This window comes from Actinoplanes subglobosus, from assembly GCF_042650585.1.
In the GTDB taxonomy this organism is placed as follows: Bacteria; Actinomycetota; Actinomycetes; order Mycobacteriales; family Micromonosporaceae; genus Actinoplanes; species Actinoplanes subglobosus.
The window spans coordinates 303159-320979 of the sequence record NZ_JBHSBL010000018.1 but is presented as its reverse complement, the minus strand read 5'-3'; the positions used below and the strand labels follow the sequence as shown (position 1 = coordinate 320979).

13 protein-coding genes are annotated in these 17821 nt (G+C 72.7%); 2 read left to right on the top strand and 11 right to left on the bottom strand.

The genetic code is table 11. The features are described from left to right. Positions 1 to 3: 3 nt before the first annotated feature. A complete protein-coding gene (locus ACFO0C_RS23330) occupies positions 4 to 2163 on the bottom strand; it encodes a glycosyltransferase (RefSeq protein WP_378068783.1) in 2160 nt (719 codons plus the stop codon). Between the two features lie 82 nt (positions 2164 to 2245). Between ACFO0C_RS23330 and ACFO0C_RS23325 the strand changes: the two genes are divergently transcribed. Beyond that, positions 2246 to 4705 (top strand): glycosyltransferase, encoded by a 2460-nt coding sequence (locus ACFO0C_RS23325; RefSeq protein ID WP_378068782.1) that lies wholly within the window; start codon positions 2246 to 2248, stop codon positions 4703 to 4705. Between the two features lie 15 nt (positions 4706 to 4720). Here the strand turns inward: ACFO0C_RS23325 and ACFO0C_RS23320 are convergent, their stop codons facing one another. Further along, positions 4721 to 4894, bottom strand: a complete 174-nt coding sequence (locus ACFO0C_RS23320) for a hypothetical protein (protein WP_378068781.1) — start codon at positions 4892 to 4894, stop codon at positions 4721 to 4723. Then, positions 4891 to 5145 (bottom strand): type II toxin-antitoxin system Phd/YefM family antitoxin, encoded by a 255-nt coding sequence (locus tag ACFO0C_RS23315; protein ID WP_378068780.1) that lies wholly within the window; start codon positions 5143 to 5145, stop codon positions 4891 to 4893. The genes ACFO0C_RS23320 and ACFO0C_RS23315 overlap by 4 nt, the downstream gene beginning before the upstream one ends. Positions 5146 to 5355: 210 nt before the next feature. Between ACFO0C_RS23315 and ACFO0C_RS23310 the strand changes: the two genes are divergently transcribed. Continuing rightward, entirely contained in the window at positions 5356 to 5820 is a 465-nt protein-coding gene (locus ACFO0C_RS23310; protein WP_378068779.1) for a CAP domain-containing protein, read from the top strand. Between the two features lie 112 nt (positions 5821 to 5932). Here ACFO0C_RS23310 and ACFO0C_RS23305 read toward each other — a convergent pair whose 3' ends face one another. The 8 genes from ACFO0C_RS23305 to ftsY form a co-directional block, all read right to left on the bottom strand. Further along, on the bottom strand, positions 5933 to 7906 hold the full coding sequence (locus ACFO0C_RS23305) for an acyltransferase family protein (RefSeq protein ID WP_378068778.1): 1974 nt from the start codon (positions 7904 to 7906) through the stop codon (positions 5933 to 5935). Then, positions 7906 to 8940 (bottom strand): class I SAM-dependent methyltransferase, encoded by a 1035-nt coding sequence (locus tag ACFO0C_RS23300; protein WP_378068777.1) that lies wholly within the window; start codon positions 8938 to 8940, stop codon positions 7906 to 7908. Before ACFO0C_RS23300 ends, ACFO0C_RS23305 begins: the two co-directional genes overlap by 1 nt. A gap of 56 nt (positions 8941 to 8996) precedes the next feature. Then, a complete protein-coding gene (locus ACFO0C_RS23295) occupies positions 8997 to 11366 on the bottom strand; it encodes a glycosyltransferase (RefSeq protein WP_378068776.1) in 2370 nt (789 codons plus the stop codon). Between the two features lie 64 nt (positions 11367 to 11430). Further along, the gene (locus tag ACFO0C_RS23290) at positions 11431 to 13701 is read right to left on the bottom strand and encodes a [protein-PII] uridylyltransferase (protein ID WP_378068775.1); all 2271 of its coding nucleotides are present in this window, start codon (positions 13699 to 13701) and stop codon (positions 11431 to 11433) included. Between the two features lie 4 nt (positions 13702 to 13705). Continuing rightward, the gene (locus ACFO0C_RS23285; RefSeq protein ID WP_378069128.1) at positions 13706 to 14044 is read right to left on the bottom strand and encodes a P-II family nitrogen regulator; all 339 of its coding nucleotides are present in this window, start codon (positions 14042 to 14044) and stop codon (positions 13706 to 13708) included. Positions 14045 to 14077: 33 nt separating this feature from the next. Next, positions 14078 to 15463 (bottom strand): ammonium transporter, encoded by a 1386-nt coding sequence (locus ACFO0C_RS23280; protein ID WP_378068774.1) that lies wholly within the window; start codon positions 15461 to 15463, stop codon positions 14078 to 14080. 238 nt (positions 15464 to 15701) lie between these two features. Beyond that, complete coding sequence (locus ACFO0C_RS23275) at positions 15702 to 16499, bottom strand: aminoglycoside phosphotransferase family protein (protein ID WP_378068773.1); 798 nt, start codon at positions 16497 to 16499, stop codon at positions 15702 to 15704. Positions 16500 to 16536: 37 nt separating this feature from the next. Beyond that, complete coding sequence (gene ftsY / locus ACFO0C_RS23270) at positions 16537 to 17718, bottom strand: signal recognition particle-docking protein FtsY (protein ID WP_378068772.1); 1182 nt, start codon at positions 17716 to 17718, stop codon at positions 16537 to 16539. Between the last annotated feature and the right edge of the window lie 103 nt (positions 17719 to 17821).

Sequence of the window (17821 nt, the reverse complement as noted above, 5' to 3'; positions counted from 1 at the left end):
TCCTCACGTGAGAGCGGTCAGCCAGTCCGCGGCGTCGGTGGCCCCGTTTCCGGGCGCCACCTCCGCGCAGCGGCTCCTCAGCGCGTCGCGGACGTCGGCCCGCACCGCCCGGGCCAGGACCCGGTCCAGGTCGTCGCCGTCCGGGTCCTCGACGATCAGGGCGGCGCCGGCGGCCGCGGCGAAGCGGGCCCGGCTGACCTGGTCGTCCAGGGCGGTCTCCCGGTTCGGCACGAACACCGCGGGGATCCCGAAGGCGATCAGCTCATGGAACGAGTTGTAACCCGACGCGCTCACCACCAGGTCGAATCCGCGCAGGTATCGACTGATCGGGTAGACCCGGACCACATGGGCCCCGGCCACCGGCGGCATCGGATCGGTGGCGATCGCCGACTCGGCCAGCACCACCTGGAAGCCGGCGCCGCGCAGGTGCCGGGCGATCCGGGCGACCGGCGACGCGATGTCGTTGATGTTCCCGGCGCCGAGCTGCAGCAGCGCGGCCGGGCGGCCCGGCACCAGGTCCAGGGCGACGCGCGCCTCGTCCGGCTCGACCAGCTCGGCGGCGTCCAGATAGGTGATCGGCCGGACCGGGAACACGCCGTCCCGGTCGTCGACGGTCGGGCCCTCGTCGGCGGCCGCGGCGAACTCCCCCGGCTCCAGGACGTGCTGGAACGCCGATCGCCGCTCGATCCACTCGGCGCCGGTGCCGCGCCGCCACATCGGCCGGCGCACCCACACCCAGGTGGTGTCCGGCCGCGCTCGGGCGGCGGCGACGATGCCGTCGTGCGGGACGCTGTCGACCGCCACGACGGACGGGCGGTGCAGGTCGATCAGGTGTTCGAGACGGCTGCGCAACAGCTCCGTCCACGCGTGCCGGGGCAGGCCGAGCACACTGCGGGACGGGATGTACTCGGTGAGGAAACCCTCCCGGTGCGCGACCATCGCGCCGTGCGACTGGGTGGCGACCACGGCCGGGGTGTCCGCGGGCAGGCGCCGGCCGATCGCCATCAGCCGGGACAGGTGCCCCAGTCCGACACCGTTGTCGCTGACCAGCAGCACCCCCTTCGGCCGGGCCGGGCGGGGCGGTAGCAGTGCCGGGGGCGGTGGGGCGTCCGGGCGGATGCCACGGGCGGCCAGGCGGGTCAGGTGGGAGGCGTAGCCGTACCGGGACTCGATGAACTCCCGCCCGTGCAGCGAGACCGCCCGGTACCGTTCGCGGTCCGCGTGCAGTTCCCGGACCAGCGGCAGCACACCGGCCGGCGTGGTGTAGAGCGCCGCGTCGGCGAAGATCGGCCGGAAGTGCTCGCCGACGATCACCGGGACGCCCGCCGCCATCGCCTCCATGATCGTCCGGCCGAACGCCTCGATCAGGTCCGGGTCGTGGAAGTAGACGAAGAAGTCCAGCCCGTGCAGGAAGTCGGCCGGCTCGACCGTGCCGAACTCGATGATCTCCCAGTTCGCCGGCTTGCGGCCGAGCCGTTCGACGGCCAGCTCACCGCCGCCGAGCACCCGCACCCGCACGTCCGGGACGTCCGGGTAGGCCTGGAGCAGCTCCTGACGGGTCCGCGGCCACTTCACCGGATCGGGGCGGCCGTGCCGGCCGATCACCGCGGGGCCGGTACGGGCCGGGCGCTCCCGCCACCAGCCGGCGCCGTCGATGATCTCGTGCCAGTCCACGGCGGTCAGGGTCGCGCCCGGGTCGGCGCGGAGCACCTCGGCGCGTACCTGCGGGCTGATCGGCGCCCACTCGATGCCGGCGCCGAACAGGCCCTCCACCCGCTGCCGGACCTCGGCGAAGTCGTAGTAGCGGGCCGGGTCCCCGGCGTCGCCCGGCGCCTGGTTGAGGACCATCACCGCCCGCCCGGCCCGCACCGGCGGCCGGGTCGCCGGGTCCTCGGTGAAGATCCGGGGCTGCCGGACCACCAGCAGCTTCGCGGTGGCCTCCTCGCCCTCGGCGGCCAGGTACGCCGACCCGTCCCGGATCAGCTCGGTGATCAGCGGATGGAACGGGCGGTCCTTCTTCAGATGCGGCGACCGCACGTGCACGAGCACGGTGGTCAGGCCGGCCCGGGCCTGGGCGCGGACCTCCGCGGCGATGCTGGCCGACGTGCCGCCCGGATAGCGGAAGTCCGAGAGGATCGCCACGTCGTGGACGGTCGCGGTCATGGTCAGGTCAACGAACCGTGCACACCCCGCGTCACGCACCCCGGCCCCGGAGCGTTGATCCTCCCGACAGTCGAGGGGGGCCATGCGCAGGCAGCACACCACACCGGACGCGTACGGCACAGAGCTGCTGGAACGATACTGGCGGGACCTGACCACGGTGGCACCCACCGGTCCCGCCACCGCCGCCCTGCACAACCGGTCGGCCGGGGCCCGTACGCTGCTCGCCCACGCCGCCGCCCGCCGCCCCGCCGACGAACTGGTCGCCGCCGCCCGCGAGGGCCGGCTGTTCCCGGACGCCGACGCCTGGGCACTCGGCGAGCTCGCCCGGGTGATCGCGCTCCAGGACCTCTTCCCGGGCGACCGTTCCGACGCGCTGGCCCTGTTCGACTCGCTGCTGCGCACGTTCGGCCCGGCCGGGGTGGCGCCCGGGCACCAGGGCCTGCACGCGCAGATCGCGTTCGCGGCCGCCGACCCGGTCCGGGTCGCGAAACTGCTCGCCGACTACCCGTCGGTGGCGGAACCGATCCGGGAGGCGCTCGCCGTCGACATGGCGACCAAGGACGAGTGGCCGGACCGGTTCACCGCCCTGCTGCCGGCGGCCGGGCTCACGCTGGCGCCCACCGACATCACCGGCTTCGACCGGATCCGGTCCGCACCCGCCGCCCGGCACGGGTCACCGCACCGGATCACCACGATCGTCACCACCTACCGGCCCGGACCGGGACTGGTCACCGCGGTCCGCTCGCTCGTCGCGCAGAGCTGGACCAACCACGAGATCCTGGTCGTCGACGACGGGAGCGGCGCCGGCTACGAGTCGATCCTGGACCAGACGGCGGCCCTCGACCCGCGGGTACGGATCGTCCGGATCCCCTCCAACGGCGGCACCTACCGGGCCCGCAACGCCGGGCTGGACATCGCGAGCGGCGAGTTCGTCACCTTCCAGGACTCCGACGACTGGTCGCATCCGCTGCGCCTGGAGCGTCAGGCCGCCCCGCTGCTCGCCGACCCGGCGGTGGTCGCCACCACGTCATCGGCCATCCGGGTCACCGAGGACCTCGTGGTCACCCGGCCCGGGTTCACCGAGTTCCGGTCGTACAACCTGTCGTCCCTGATGATCCGCCGGGAGACCGCCCTCGACCGGCTCGGCTACCTCGACCCGGTCCGCAAGGGCGCCGACGCCGAGTACGTGGAACGGGCCCGCGCCGTCTTCGGCCGGCCCGCCGTCCGTCATCTCGGTGGCGAGCCACTCGCCCTGATCCGGCTCACCCCCGGGTCGCTGTCCGGATCCGACATCGGGCCCGGCTGGATGCATCCGGCGCGGCACGCGTACCTCTCCGCCTTCCAGGCCTGGCACACCCGGGTCGCCGCCGGTCAGGAGTCCGCCGTACGCCCCCGCTCGCCGCAGCGGCGGCCGTTCGCCGCGCCCCGCGGCCTGGCCGGTGACGCCGGCCTGCGCCGCGCCTCCTACGACGTGATCCTGGCCGGCGACTGGAACGCCCATGGCGACACCGCCTGGCCGGTCGCCGAACGCCTCCGGGCCCTCACCGGTCCCGGCCGGGCCGTCGCGGTCCTGCACCTGAACACGCTCGGCAGCGTCGCCGGGAAACCCGCCCGGCTGGATCCCGCGCTCCAGCAGATGATCAACGACGGGGCGATCGACCAGGTGGTCCTGGCCGACGACGTGCACACCAGGCTGATCCTGGTGCACGACCCGGAGATCCTCGGGTTCGCGCCCGGCGTACCGTCCGGCATCCGCTGCGCCCGGATCGTCATCGCCGCCGACCCGCCCTGGACGCCGGCGGCCGCGCACTGTGCCGCCGAGGCCCGTCGCCTGTTCGGTGTCGAACCGCACTGGGCGCCCGCCGACCCCGCCGCCCGCGCCACCCTCGCCGACGGCCCGATCGGCACCCGCCTCACCACCACCGACCTGCCCGGCACCGTCAACCTGCGGCGCTGGCGGCTGCACCGCTCCGGCCCGCGCGCCGACCGCCCGGTGATCGGCCGCATCTGCGCCGGCGGCCCGGCCGAATGGCAGCGGCTGCGCGCCGGCACGTCACCCGGCCTGGACGTGCGCGTCCTGGACCGCAACGAGCCGGCCCCGGCGGTGCCGCACGGCTGGCTCGTCTACCGCCCGTCCGACCTGGACACCCGCGGATTCCTGCACCAGCTCGACTTCTACCTGCACCTGCCGGCCGACGACCGGCTACCGGCCACCTGCCCCGAGGTCCTGATCGCCATGGCGGCCGGCTGCGTCCCGGTGCTGCCACCCCGTTACGCGGCGGCGTTCGGTGACGCGGCCGTCTACGCCGAACCCGACGAGGTCACAGCCGTGGTCACCGCCCTGCACCGTGACCCGGCGGCGCTGCTGGCCCAGAGCCGGCGCGGCCTGGCCTTCGTCCAGGAGAACCACCCGCACACCCGCTACGTCGAGGCGATCGACGAGTTGCTGACGCCCCCGGCCCCGACCGGCGAGGCCATCACCGGCGAGATCATCGCCGCCTCCGGCCAGGTCCTGCCCCCACTCCCGGCCGGCGGCTCCTGACGAACGGTGGTTCCGTCAGGCCTTGAGCAGAGCCACGTCGTACTGCGCGATCGAGGCATCTCTCGTGACGAGCGTGAGCCCCTCGACGATCGCCCGCGCCACCAGCAGCCGGTCAACGAGATCCGCGGTGAGAGCCGGATCTCCCGTGATGAACCACAGCGGGACATGGGTGTCGAGCAGTAGCGTCATGCGCCGATCCCGAAGTCCTTGGCGATCTCGGCGTTGGTCTCCGGCGAATCCCAGTCACCGGAGAGGTCGACCTGGCCGGCGAGTGAGCCGTATCCGGTCCGCCGGGCCTTCCGCACCAACGGCACGAGCCGAGCCACCGGCGTACCCGCCCGGTCGATGATGATCTCCTCGCCACGTTCGACGCGCTCGATGATGCGCGATAGATGGGTCTTGGCCTCGTGCATGTTGTAATGCACCGCTTCCGCTGACATCAACCCGCCCGACTCGCCACTTGGCTAAGAGGCTAGTCGGGTCTCTGGCGCGCGGCCATCGATCGTCCCTCGACAAGGGTGGTCGGCAACTCGACAGCGACGAAGCGGCACCTGTTCGGCATTCCAGCGGGAGGAGAGCGGGCCGAAGAGAACGGTGAGCCCGGCGGTGCAGCCGGGCGCCGTACTCCGGAAGGGTCTCTCTTGCGCTCGATGTTCCGCCGCCTCGCCCTGGCCGCTCTCGCCCCCGCCGCCGCCGTGACCTTGCTCGCGACGCCGGCCCAGGCAGCCACGCCGGTCACGACGTTGCAGGCCGACATCGCGAAGCTGACCAACGTGCAGCGCAAGTCGCACGGCTGCGGGGCCCTCACGGTCGACTCGAAGATCACCAAGGCGGCCCGCGCCCACAGCGGGTGGATGGCGCGGACCGGCACGTTCAGCCACACCGGTTCCGGCGGGTCGAACTTCTCGGCGCGCCTCAAGGCGGCCGGCTACAAGAAGCCGGGCGGCGAGAACATCGCCTGGGGCTACCGGTCGGCCACCGAGGTGATGACCGGCTGGATGAAGAGCCCGGGACACCGCGCGAACATCCTGAACTGCAAGTTCAAGACGATCGGTGTGGGCGCCGCCTACTCGGCGGGCGGCACCGCCTACTACACCCAGGATTTCGGCTTCTGAGAGATCCGACAGGCACGGGCCGGAACCCCCTCCCGGCCCGCGCGGTGCCCCCGCACCGCGATATGCGCGCCCCCGCCGTCACCCCACGGCGGGGGCGCGCTCACTTTCCCGGTCACCGCAGCCGGACCTCCAGGAGAGGAGCGACCAGGCGGGCGTACGCCTCCGTCAAATGGTTGCTGTCGCGGTAGATGAGTGTGTCCCCGACCACGAGCGGACACCGGGTCGTGCACAGCCATGGCACCGGGTCGATCACCGGTACCCCGGAGGCGACCGAGATGGCCCGCAACTGTTCGCGCCAGCGGGGTTCGGGCAGCACGTCGGCCCGGGGCGCCGCGCACCGGGAGATGGCCGTGGGGTTGGTGCTGAGGCAGTCGGCCGGAGCGACGGTGAGGAACGGCGTGTCGGCGATCAGCCGGACGTTCCCGGCGAACCGCTTGAGCACGGTGAACGTGCGGACCCAGCCGGTCTGCCACACGGCGTCGGGGGCGGTGGGCTTCCCGCTCAGCACCTGGCGGTAGTTGACGCTGGACGAGACGACCAGCAGGTCGGGCCGCAGCCGGCTGATCCGGGCGACGACCTGTGTCCGCCACGCGTCGCATTCCAGGTAGCGGGCCTGTGCCCGGCGCTCGTCGAGGGCGATCTGCGCGGGGCTGCACGAGCTGCGGGTGAAGCTGTAGAGCCGCCACCCGTTCTTGCGGGCGAGGCTCTCCATGGCCGGATACCACTGGAGGGCGTGCGAGTCACCGAAGAGGACGACCACCCGCCCGCCGGCGGTGTAGGAGCAGTCGCTCTTCGGCCGGAACGGGCCGGTGAGCCCGACGTGACAGCCGTCGAGCTGCGGCGCGACCCGCTGGGTGGCCGCCTTCTCGAAGGTGGGGCGCAGGTTGCGGGGCAGATCGGTGGCGGTGACCCCGGCCGTGAGCATCCGTTCGAGGGCGGCGGCCGGGTTCTGTGCGGCGGCGATGGTGCGCCCGGCGTCGGGTGCGACCCCGCGGGCCGGGATCTCCGGCGGGTGCAGCATGCCGAAGGCGGCCAGTGCGGCGGCCGAGGCGGAGAGGCCGAGACCGAGGAGCAGGCCACGGCGGGGGCGTACGGTCCACACACGATGATGCCGCACCGGATTCTCCAGCAGGTGATGGCTGACGACGGCGAGCCCCAGCGCCGCGACGGCGACCACGATCCGTGCGGCCGGGCCGGGCGGGGCGAGGAGCAGGAGCGGCCAGTGCCACAGGTACCAGCCGTAGGACATCCGCCCCAGCCAGCCCATCGGCCCGGTGGCCAGGAGCCGGTTGCCGCCGGCCGCGATGACCGCGAGGGCACCGAGGACCGGCAGCAGCGCCGCGGTCCCGGGGAACGGGGTGGTCTCGTCGTAGAGGACGGCGGCCGCGCCGATGGCGGCGAGCCCGGCCCAGCCGAGCCACGGGCGGCGGCGGGTGACGACGAGGGCGAGGAGCGCGCCGGCGCCGAGTTCCCAGGCCCGGCCGGGGGTGCCGAAGTACGAGGTGCCCTGCATGCCCCAGGCGAACGATCCGAGCGTGACCGCCACCATGAGCAGCGGCGCGATCCGTCCCCGGGCCACCAGCAGCGGCCAGAGCAGGTAGAACTGCTCCTCCACGGCGAGCGACCAGAAATGCTGGAACGGTGACGGTGCGGGGTCACCGAAGTAGTCGGTTCCGGTCGTGTCGAGCCGCACGTTCATCGTGTAGGTGGCGGCCGCGACGGCGTCCCCGGCGTAGGCGGCGAACCGGGTCGGCGGGGCCAGATACCAGGCGCCGGCCAGGGCCACCACGATCACCAGGGTGGCCAGCGGCAGCAGCCGGACCGCCCGCCGGGCGTAGAACCGGGCCAGCCGGACCCGCCCGGTCGTGGCGTACTCGCGCCGCAGCAGCCCGGTGATCAGGAAGCCGGAGATCACGAAGAAGACGTCGACGCCGATGAACCCACCGGCCAGACCCGGCACACCGGCGTGGGCCAGGACCACGAGCAGCACCGCGACGGCCCGCAGCCCTTCGATGTCCGCCCGATGGGCGGTCGGCGCCGTGCCCCGGGCCGGCCGGCTGCGGCGCCGGGGCAGCGTGACCGTCATCAGGCGCGGGCGGCAGCCATCGCCGGCGGCCGGGCGAACGCCAGCACCGCGTGCCGGCCGAGCAGTTCGCCCTCACGGGTCAGGCCGGTGAACCGCTCGGTCCATGCGGCCATAGCGGCCTGCTCGTCGGCGCGGCCGGCGTCGTCGAACACGATGGTGGCCCGGTCCGCGAGCCGCTTCTCGATCATGTGCATGGCCGGGTAACGGGCGTCCGCCCCGGTCGCCGCTGGCGGGCCGTCGATCAGGACGAAGTCGATGTCGTGCAGGTCGGCGAGCGCCTCCGGGTCGTACCACGGGTAGTCGCGCCCGTCGATGCCGCACGGGGTGAGCGGCGCGTCCCGTACCTCCGCGATGCCGGAGAGGCCATGTGCGGCGAGCGCCGCGCGGGTCCGCGCCGCGTAACCACCGTCATGGTCGAGGGAGACCAGGCGGCCGCCGGACTTCTCCAGGGCGTAGGAGATCCACACCGACGACGTGCCGCTACCCAGCTCCAGGACGAGACGGGGCTGCCGGACGCGGATCAGGTGCAGCAGTTCGAGCAGGTCGGTCGGGTTGAGCGCGAAGTCGCCGGACGACGGCATCGGGGCCCGTGGCGTGAAGCCCTGGAAGAGCTGCACGGTGGCCTCGAACTCCCGGGGCAGGCCGAGGACCTGCGCGGAGGCGGCCTTGCGGTCGGTGACCTGCTTGACCCGGGCGATGGCCTCGGCCAGTTCCAGGTGCCGGTCGCCGGCGGTGAGGCGTTCCCGTTCGACGGCGGCGACCAGGCGGCGCTGCATCTCCTCGACGGTGGTCCGCAGGTCGCGCTGAGCGGCCAGCCCGGCCTTCTGCACCCGGGCCAGCCGACGGAACAGCAACAGGAGCCCGGCCAGGATGATCCCGCCGAGCAGGGCGAGCAGGGCGGTGGCGATCCCGGTCTGCCCGGTGAGGGCGGTGGCCGCGGCGCCGGCGCAGAGGATGCCGGCGGCCGACATCACCACGGCCTGCGCCCCGGTGAGGCGGGGCAGCCTCCGGCGGATTCGGCTCAGTTTGCTCATGCGGGACTCCTCGTGTTGCAGATTCCGACGGGGTAACGGGGCCGGGACCGGCCTCGTTACGGCACGCGCTGTGCGGGCGCCGGCGCTCCCGTGGGGAGGAGGGCGGCGATCCGATCGGCGAACGCCGACGGGCGGTGGTCGCGGGCGACGGCGGTACGGGCCAGCCGGCTCTGTTCCGCATATCGGGCGGGGTCGTCCCGGAACCGCCGGACCAGGGCCGGGACCTCGTCCGGCCGGCACGCCACGGCGGTGTCGCCGAACGCTCCGGCGAACCGTTCCGGTACGAGGACGACGCAACCGGTCGCGGCCGCCTCCAGGGCCGGCCGGGAGAGTGGCTCGGCCGTCTGTTCCGGAGGGAAGTGCAGGTAGAAGTCGAGCTGGGCGGTGAAGGTCCGCGGGTCCAGGTCGGACGGCTCGTAGACCAGCCAGTGCGCGGGCAGGCCGGACGGGCGCAGCGGGGTTTCCGGCAGCCGCAGCCGCACGTCGGCGTCGGTGCACCGGCGGGGCACGTCGAGGACGGCGGCCAGGTCACCGGGCCACTCGCCGGCGTCGCACAGGTCGATGCCGACGACAGCCTGTCCACGGGGCAGCGGCCGGGCGACGTCCACGGGCTGGGCAACCGCCGGCAGGTCGGAAGGCGCCCATACCGGCGGCGCTCCGAACAGGCGTTCCGCCGCATCCGACACCGCCGTCACGGTGTACCGCCGACCGGTGCCGTCCAGGCGAGCCGGTGCCCGGTCCGCGACGATCAGCACCCGCCCCGCCCGGACCGAACAGCCGTCCTCGGGGGCGAACTGGAGCACCTCGGGCTGCCGGACCAGCACCACGCCGGCGGTGACGTCGTCGGTCTCCAGCACCTGCTCCAGCTGTCCGGTGTTGATCAGCCGCTGGACTCCGTCGCTGAGCGACCGCCGCTGCCGGTGCACCGAGCGCAGCGACTCCAGGTGCAGGATCGCCACCGAATGCCCGGCCTCGCGCAGAGCCCGGATCTCGGCGAGCGCCGACCGCTGCGTCCCGGTGAGGAACCGCCAGTCGGCCGCGACCACCACGTCGAAACGGCGGGGCCCGGACGTGCCGCTCAGGTGGGCCGGGGTGACGAACGGGTGGCCGGCCCGCTCCCGGTGCAGCGGCCGGGTCGAGGCGTGCCAGCACCGGTAGGCCGACATGTACGCGGTCCGCGCCGGATGCATCCAGTAGGCACGGATCTCGGACCGTGACAGTGAGCCCTCGGAGAGCCTGATCAATGCCAGTGTCCGTGGGATACGGCGTACCGCGGCGGTGCCGAAGGCGGTCTGGATCCTCTCCAGGAACTCGGAGTCGGCCGCCTTGCGCACGCCGTCGAACCAGCCGATCCGCCGGATCACCGCCTCCCGCCGGAACATCAGCGACGACACGTTGACCCGGCCGCGCCGGATGCCGGGACGGGTCATCACCAGCTGGTCGGTGACGCTGATGCCCTCGGAGGTGGTGGCGGCCACCGCCGTGTCGGTGAGCATCGGCTGCACCTGGAGCTCGATCCGCCGCGGATGGGACCAGTCGTCGGAGTCCTGGAAGGTGACGAAGTCGCCGCGGGCCGCCGCGAGCCCGGCGTTGCGGGCCGCGTAGGTGCCGCCGTTGGCCGGCATCCGGATCAGCCGCACCCGCGGATCGAGGTCCTCGGCGGCGGCCAGGATCGCGTCGTGCTCCGGCGGCGACGCGTCGTCCACCAGGATGATCTCCAGGTCCGGCCAGGACTGCGCGGCGATCGACCGGACCGCGGTGAGCAGGCCCTCCCCCGGGCGGTACGCGGTGACGACCACCGACACCCGCTCACCGGCCGTCTCGGCGGGGTGTCCCGCGGAACCGGTGAGCCGGTCGAACGGCGTCTTCTCGGGGGCGGCCACCAGCATCGGCGCGGGCGCCGGGAACAGCGCCCCGAACCGGGCCAGCCAGTCCTCGGGCTCCACCGGCCCGCCGGCGAACGGATTGTCCAGGTCGATCTCCAGCGACGACCGGGCCGCCGCCGGGATCCGCCGGTACGCCCCGAGCAGCTGCCGCGCGTTGGCCGGCCCCTGCCAGGCGTAGACCAGCTGGACGTGCAGGGCCTGATGCGCCGGTGGCAGCGCACGGGCCCCGCGTCCGGTACGGATCAGCGCGTACAGGGCCAGAGCGTCGTCCCGGTCGCCGGGCAGCTCGTCCTGCAGGGCGATGGTCTGCGCCAGCCCGGCCAGCAGCACCGGGTCGACCGGCCGCCGGATCCGGCGGGTGTCCCCCTTGCGGGCCGCCTCCAGAACCTCGTCCAGGTCGATTCCGGCGGCCCTGGCCAGCACCCGCCGGGCGGCGACCGAGCGGTTGCGCATCGCCGTGTTCGGCAGCGACACCTCCGCCCCGGCGCCGGCGAGGGCGATGTGATCGTCCAGCAACGCGACCGGCTGCGCCTCAGCCATCGGCTCTCCGTCCGTACCCGGCAATGTCCTTCCGGATCAACGCGGGCGCGACGGTCGGGTGACGCTAGACGGCGGCGAGGACGGCGGCCTCCACCCGTTTCCGCTCGTCAGCCGAGGCCCAAGCCCCGACCAGGTAAAACGCGTCGACGACATCGCTGCCGAGGGTGGAGATCCGGGCCGCCCGGATCTCCGCGCCGGCCTCGTCGAGGGCGTGTGTCACGCGGTAGAGCAGGCCGGGCGAGTCCGCGGCACGCAGTTCGAGCACCACCGCGTCGGTCGCCACGTCACGCTGCCACACCACCCGGGGCGAGGCGGTCCCGCCGCGCGCGCTCATCGCCCGGGCGCGGACCCGCTGGGTCACCGAGACGTCCCCGGCGCCGACTCTCCGCAGGTCGGCGGCGAGAGCGACCGGATCGTACGGCGACCCGTACCGAGGCGAGGTGGAGAACTCGACGATGGCCCGCCCGTCCACGGTGATCGTGTCGGCGGCGACCACGTCGAGCCGGTGCATGGCCAGGCACGCGGCCACCCCGGCGAGCAGCCCGCGCCGGTCGGCGGCGGCCACCGCCACCCGGTCGCCGTCCAGATGCACCACCGGCAGCACGCCGTCGAGCAGCTCCGGGTCGGGCTCGGGCGGCTCGGGCAGGGCGCCGGTGTCGAGCGCCGTGTCCACCTTGGTGACCAGCTCGGCCATCAGCCGGCCCTTCCAGTCCGACCAGGCGGCCGGGCCGGTGGCCAGCGAGTCGGCGCGGGCCAGCGCGTGCAGCAGGTGCAGCGTATGGGTGTCGCCGACCTTCTCGGCCACGGTGGAGATGGTCTTCGGGTCGCTCAGGTCACGGCGGGTCGCCACGTCCGGCAGCAGCAGGTGCAGCAGCACCATCTTCTCGACGGTGGCGACGTCGGCCGGGCGCAGGCCGATCCGGGTGGCGATGTCGGCGGCGATCGGGGCGCCGACGATGCTGTGGTCACCGGGCAGGCCCTTGCCGACGTCGTGCAGGAAGGCGCCGATCAGCAGCAGGTCGGGGCGGTCCACCTCGCGGGCGAACGCGGTGGCCTCGTACGCGGCCTGCACCAGGTGACGGTCGAGGGTGTAGCGGTGGATCGGGTGGTGCTGCGGGAGACTGCGCATCCGGGCCCACTCGGGCAGCCACGCGTCGATCAGGCCGTACCGGTCGCAGGTCTCCCAGGTGGGCAGCAGACCGGGGCCGGAGCCGAGGAGCGAGACCAGCGCGGCGCGGGCGGCGGGCGGCCAGGGGGTCGGCAGCGGCGGGCAGAACGCGGCCAGCCACTCGCAGGTGGCCCGGGCGATCGGCAGCTGGGTGATGGCGGCGGCGGCAGCGACCCGCAGCGAGAGGCTGGGGTCCGGGACCGGGCCGATCGCGGCGCGGGCCAGCACCAGCTCGCCGTCCTGCTCGACGACGTCGCGGGCGACCGGACGGCGGCTCGGCGGGGCGGACGGGCCTCCGCGGCGGCGCCCGCCGCGCAGGCGGTCGATGGCACGCCAGGCGTCGTCCACGGCATGGGCGACGGTACGGGCGTCGCCCGCCACCCGCCGCAGCAGATTGTCCGGCTCGTCGATGTCGAGGAGGTCGGCGACGGCCTTGCGCTCCTGGGCGACGAGCCGGTCCACCCGGCGGCCGACGGCCAGGTGCAGGGCGTCCCGGGTGTCGAGCAGGCGCAGGGTGGCCGCCCGCACGGCGGGGCGCATCGTGTCGGCGATACCGGCGCGGCCGATGCCACGCAGCAGGGTCACGTCCCGGAGACCGCCGCAGGCCTCCTTGACGTCGCCCTCGAGCAGGAACGCGAGCTCGCCGTGCTGGGTCCAGCGGCTGGTGGTGAGCTCGCGCAGCTGGGGCATCAACCGGACCGCGGTGCGGCGCCACTGGTCGGAGACGGCGGCGATCAGCTCGGCGGAGAGGGTGGCGTCACCGGCCAGGTGCCGGGCGTCGAGCAGGCCGAGGGAGACCTTCACGTCGTCGTGGGCGACGGACAGAGCCTCGGGGAGGGTACGCACGGAGTGGTCCAGCCCGAGGCGGGCGTCCCAGATCGGGTACCACAGAGCGGAGGCGATCCGGTCGATCCCGGCGGTGCCGTTGTGCACCAGCACCAGGTCGAGGTCGCTGTAGGGGGCGCAGTCGCGCCGGCCGAGCCCACCGACCGCGATCAGGCTGACGCCGGGCAGGTGGGACGGGAAGAGCTGTCGGAGCCAGAGGTCGAGCGCCGACGCCCGCTCGCCGCGGGCGGCGGCGCCGATGTGGTGCTTGAGGTCGTCGAGCGAGCCGCCCGCCGCCGGACGTGCGGGCGGGGCCGGCGGCTCACTCAACGGGTTCGTCATGGGATCAGAGGGCGTCGAGGCCGCGCTCGCCGGTCCGGACCCGGACGACCTCGTCCACCGAGGTCACCCAGACCTTGCCGTCACCGATCTTGCCGGTCCGCGAGGCGGTGACGACGGCGTCGACGATCTTCTCGACGTCGATCTCGTCGGTCAGCACCTCGACCTTGATCTTCGGCAGGAACTCGACGGTGTACTCGGCACCCCGGTACACCTCGGTGTGGCCCTTCTGCCGGCCGTATCCCTGCACCTCGCTCACGGTCAGCCCGGCGACGCCCAGAGCGTGCAGAGCCTCCTTCACCGTGTCGAGCTGGTACGGCTTGATGACCGCGGTCACCAGCTTCATGCTCAGTCCTTCCATTGCAGCCATCGGGGGAATCTAGCTGGAGACCTTCTGGCTGACGGAAGCCTTGCCGTCAGCGTCAACGGTTTCCTTGTTGCCGATACCGGCCAGGGCGAACGCGCCGCCCCCGCCGGCCCCGGAGGCCGGGGTGAAGTCGTAGCCGGTCTCGCCGTGCGCCGAGATGTCGATGCCGCCGACCTCGGACTCGTCGCTGACCCGGCCGAGCTTGATCAGCTTGAGGATGAAGGCCAGGATCGCGGCGACAGCGAAGGAGTACACGGTGACCAGGGCGCTGGCCTCGAACTGGCGAACCAGCTGAGTGGCGCCGCCGCCGTAGAAGAGACCGTTGCTGGCGTTGAGGATCTTCTCGTCGGTGATGCCGGCGTTGACCGAGTCGGTGGCGAAGAAGCCGATCGCCAGGGAGCCGATCCAGCCGCCGACGAAGTGGACGCCGACCACGTCGAGCGAGTCGTCGTAACCGAGCTTGTACTTGAGGCCGACGGCCAGGGCGCAGAGCACACCGGCGATCAGGCCGATGATGACCGCCGGCAGCGGCTCGACGAAACCACAGGCGGGGGTGATGGCGACCAGACCGGCGACCGCACCGGAGGAGGCGCCGACCAGGGTCGGCTTACGGTCCCGGATCCACTCGACGGCGACCCAGCCGACGAGCGCGGCGCCGGTGGCGACCTGGGTGTTGATGAACGCGATGACGGTGGTGCCGTCGACGGTCAGCTCGGAGCCGGCGTTGAAGCCGAACCAGCCGAACCACAGCAGACCGGCGCCGAGGGCCACGAACGGCACGTTGTGCGGCCGCATGTTGTCCTTCGGCCAGCCGATCCGCTTGCCGAGGACCAGGACCAGCGCGAGGGCCGCGGCACCGGCGTTGATGTGGACCGCGGTACCACCGGCGAAGTCGAGCGCCCGGATCGTGGTGCCGATGAAGCCGCCACCCCAGACCATGTGGGCGACCGGGATGTAGACCAGGGTGAACCAGCCGAGAGCGAACAGCACCCAGCCGCCGAACTTCATCCGGTCCGAGATCGCACCGCTGATCAGGGCGACCGTGATGATCGCGAACATCATCTGGAAGACCAGGAAGGCGTAGGTCGGGATGCCGGTGTTGGCCCCGAAGAACAGCCACTCCTCGGTGATCTTGGCCGCGTCGGCACCGAGGTAGTCGAAGTTGCCGATGATGTTGTTCAGGCCGGAGCTCTCGTTGACCCCGAAGGCGAGGCTGAAGCCGTACAGAACCCACAGGACGCTGATGAGCCCGAGGCACGAGAAGCTCATCATCATCATGTTCAGAACGCCCTTGGACCGGTTGAGGCCACCGTAGAACAGCGCCAGACCGGGGGTCATGAGCAAAACGAGCGCAGACGACAGGAGCAACCAGGCGGTATTGCCGGTGTTGATCTCCACGCTGCCTCCTCTCGGAATAAGGTGTCCTCACACACCGGACCTGGGGCAACGCCGCCTGTCGGCCGGTTCGGCGCGAAGCTTTCCGGCCTGCTGTTTCGAGCACGGTCTTCGCGCGATTTCCGAGACGTCACGCGTTGTTTCCGACGTGTGAAGAAAACCTCACAGTCCGCACGGGCAGTGGCGCTGAGCTGCCACGATATCGCCGCTTTCGCCCCGATCGCAGCGCTTTCACGCCAGGTCAGCGCAACGCGTACTCAAGGGTATGGCGCTCGTAATCCAGCAGCCGCAGGTCACGCATCGGGCGCCGCAGGTGGCCCTTGTGCACGATCCGGACGAACGCCGGGTCGCCGGCCGCCGCCATCCGGCGGATGCCCTCGACGTGATCCACGATCCTCTTCCGGATCGTACGGACGAGGCGATGCCGGTCACGCGGAATCAAACCGTACGCGTCGGCGAACAGCCGCAGGCGCCGGGGCCGGTTGGGCCGTTTCCACCCGAGGGTGTAGGAGTCCCGGTCGCTGAACAGCGGCACCCACGTCCACGCCGCATAGGCCACGTCGTAGAGCCGTGAGCCGGGCGACGCCAGATCGAAATCGATGAGCGACAGAGTGCCGTCGGGCCGCCAGACCACGTTGTGCGGGGCGGCGTCGTGGTGACAGATCACCTCGGTGTCCGGCGGGGGCGGGCCGAACGAGCGCCACACCGCGCCGGGCGGGGGGACGAAACCGTACTGCGCGTCGTGGAACATCCGCAGCATGGTGCCGACGGTGACCAGCGCCTCCTCGGTCACCCAGTGCGGGGCCAGCGGATACTCCCCGCACTCCCCGTCCAGATAGGAGAGGACCTCGCGGCCCTTCTCGTCCATGCCGAGGGCGTGCGGCGAGCCGGTGAACCCGACCCGCTCCAGGTGCAGCAGGAGGGCGTGCACGGCGGGCGTCCACGGCCCCGCGTTGCGCCGGACCGTGTCGCCGATCCGGGAGACCGTAGAGACGTTTCCACCGTGCAGCGGTATCTCGCGCAGCGGCTCCTGCGTCACTCACGGCCTCCCAGATAAAGACTGCATGACCGCGAGCCTACGCGTCGCCGTCGACAAGGGCCTCGACGAAGGCCTTCGGCTCGAACGGGGCCAGATCGTCCGGACCCTCGCCGAGACCGACCAGCTTGACCGGGATCCCGAGTTTGCGCTGCACCGCGATGACGATGCCGCCCTTGGCCGTGCCGTCCAGCTTGGTCAGCACCACACCCGTGACATCCACCACCTCGGTGAACACCCGGGCCTGCTCCAGACCGTTCTGCCCGGTCGTCGCGTCGAGCACGAGCAGGGTCTCGTCGACCGCGCCGTGCTTCTCCACCACCCGCTTGACCTTGCCCAGCTCGTCCATCAGGCCGACCTTGTTCTGCAGGCGGCCGGCCGTGTCGATCAGCACCGTGTCCACGCCGGTGTCGATACCCCGTTTCACCGCGTCGAACGCCACGCTGGCCGGGTCTCCCCCCTCCGGGCCACGGACGGTCTCGGCGCCGACCCGCTCGCCCCAGGTCTGGATCTGATCGGCCGCGGCGGCCCGGAAGGTGTCGGCCGCGCCGAAGAGCACGCTGCCGCCGTCACCGATCAGCACCCGGCCGATCTTGCCGCACGTGGTGGTCTTGCCGGCGCCGTTGACCCCGACGACCAGCACCACGGCGGGACGGCCGTCGTGCGGTGCCGTCCTCAGGCTGCGGTCCAGACCCGGCTCCAGAGCGGCGACCAGCTCGTCGACCAGCTGCTCGCGGACCTCGGCGACCGTACGCGTACCGAGGACGCGGACCCGCTCGCGCAGCCGCTCGACGATCACCTGGGTGGCCTCGATGCCGACGTCCGCGGAGATCAAGCTCTCCTCGATCTCCTCCCAGTCCTCCTCCTCCAGGTGGTCCCGGGAGAGGACGCTGAGCAGGCCACGGCCGAGGACGCTCTGCGACCGGGCCAGCCGGGCCCGCAGCCGGACCAGGCGGCCGGCCGACGGCTCCGGCTTCTCCAGAACGGGAGCCGGCTCCTCCTCCTCCACCACCACCGGGGCGGGCGGCTCCTCCACCACGACGGGTGCGGGAGGTGCGCCCGGCTGCTCGATGAGCGGCGGGATCTCCTCCTCCACCGGCGGCACCGTGGGCGCCGTGGGGGGCGGCGGGAGATCGCGGCGGCGCATCCTCGGCACCACCAGCCCGACCGCGCCCACGAGCAGGACGACGAGCAGGATCACTGCGGCGACCACGTATTCCATGCCCGAATCCTGACAGATGAGCCGTCCGGCCGTGGCGGAGGCCGTGCACTGGCGATTCCGGGCCGGATTGAAGGAGGATGGGACGCCCCTTGAAACCCCCGTG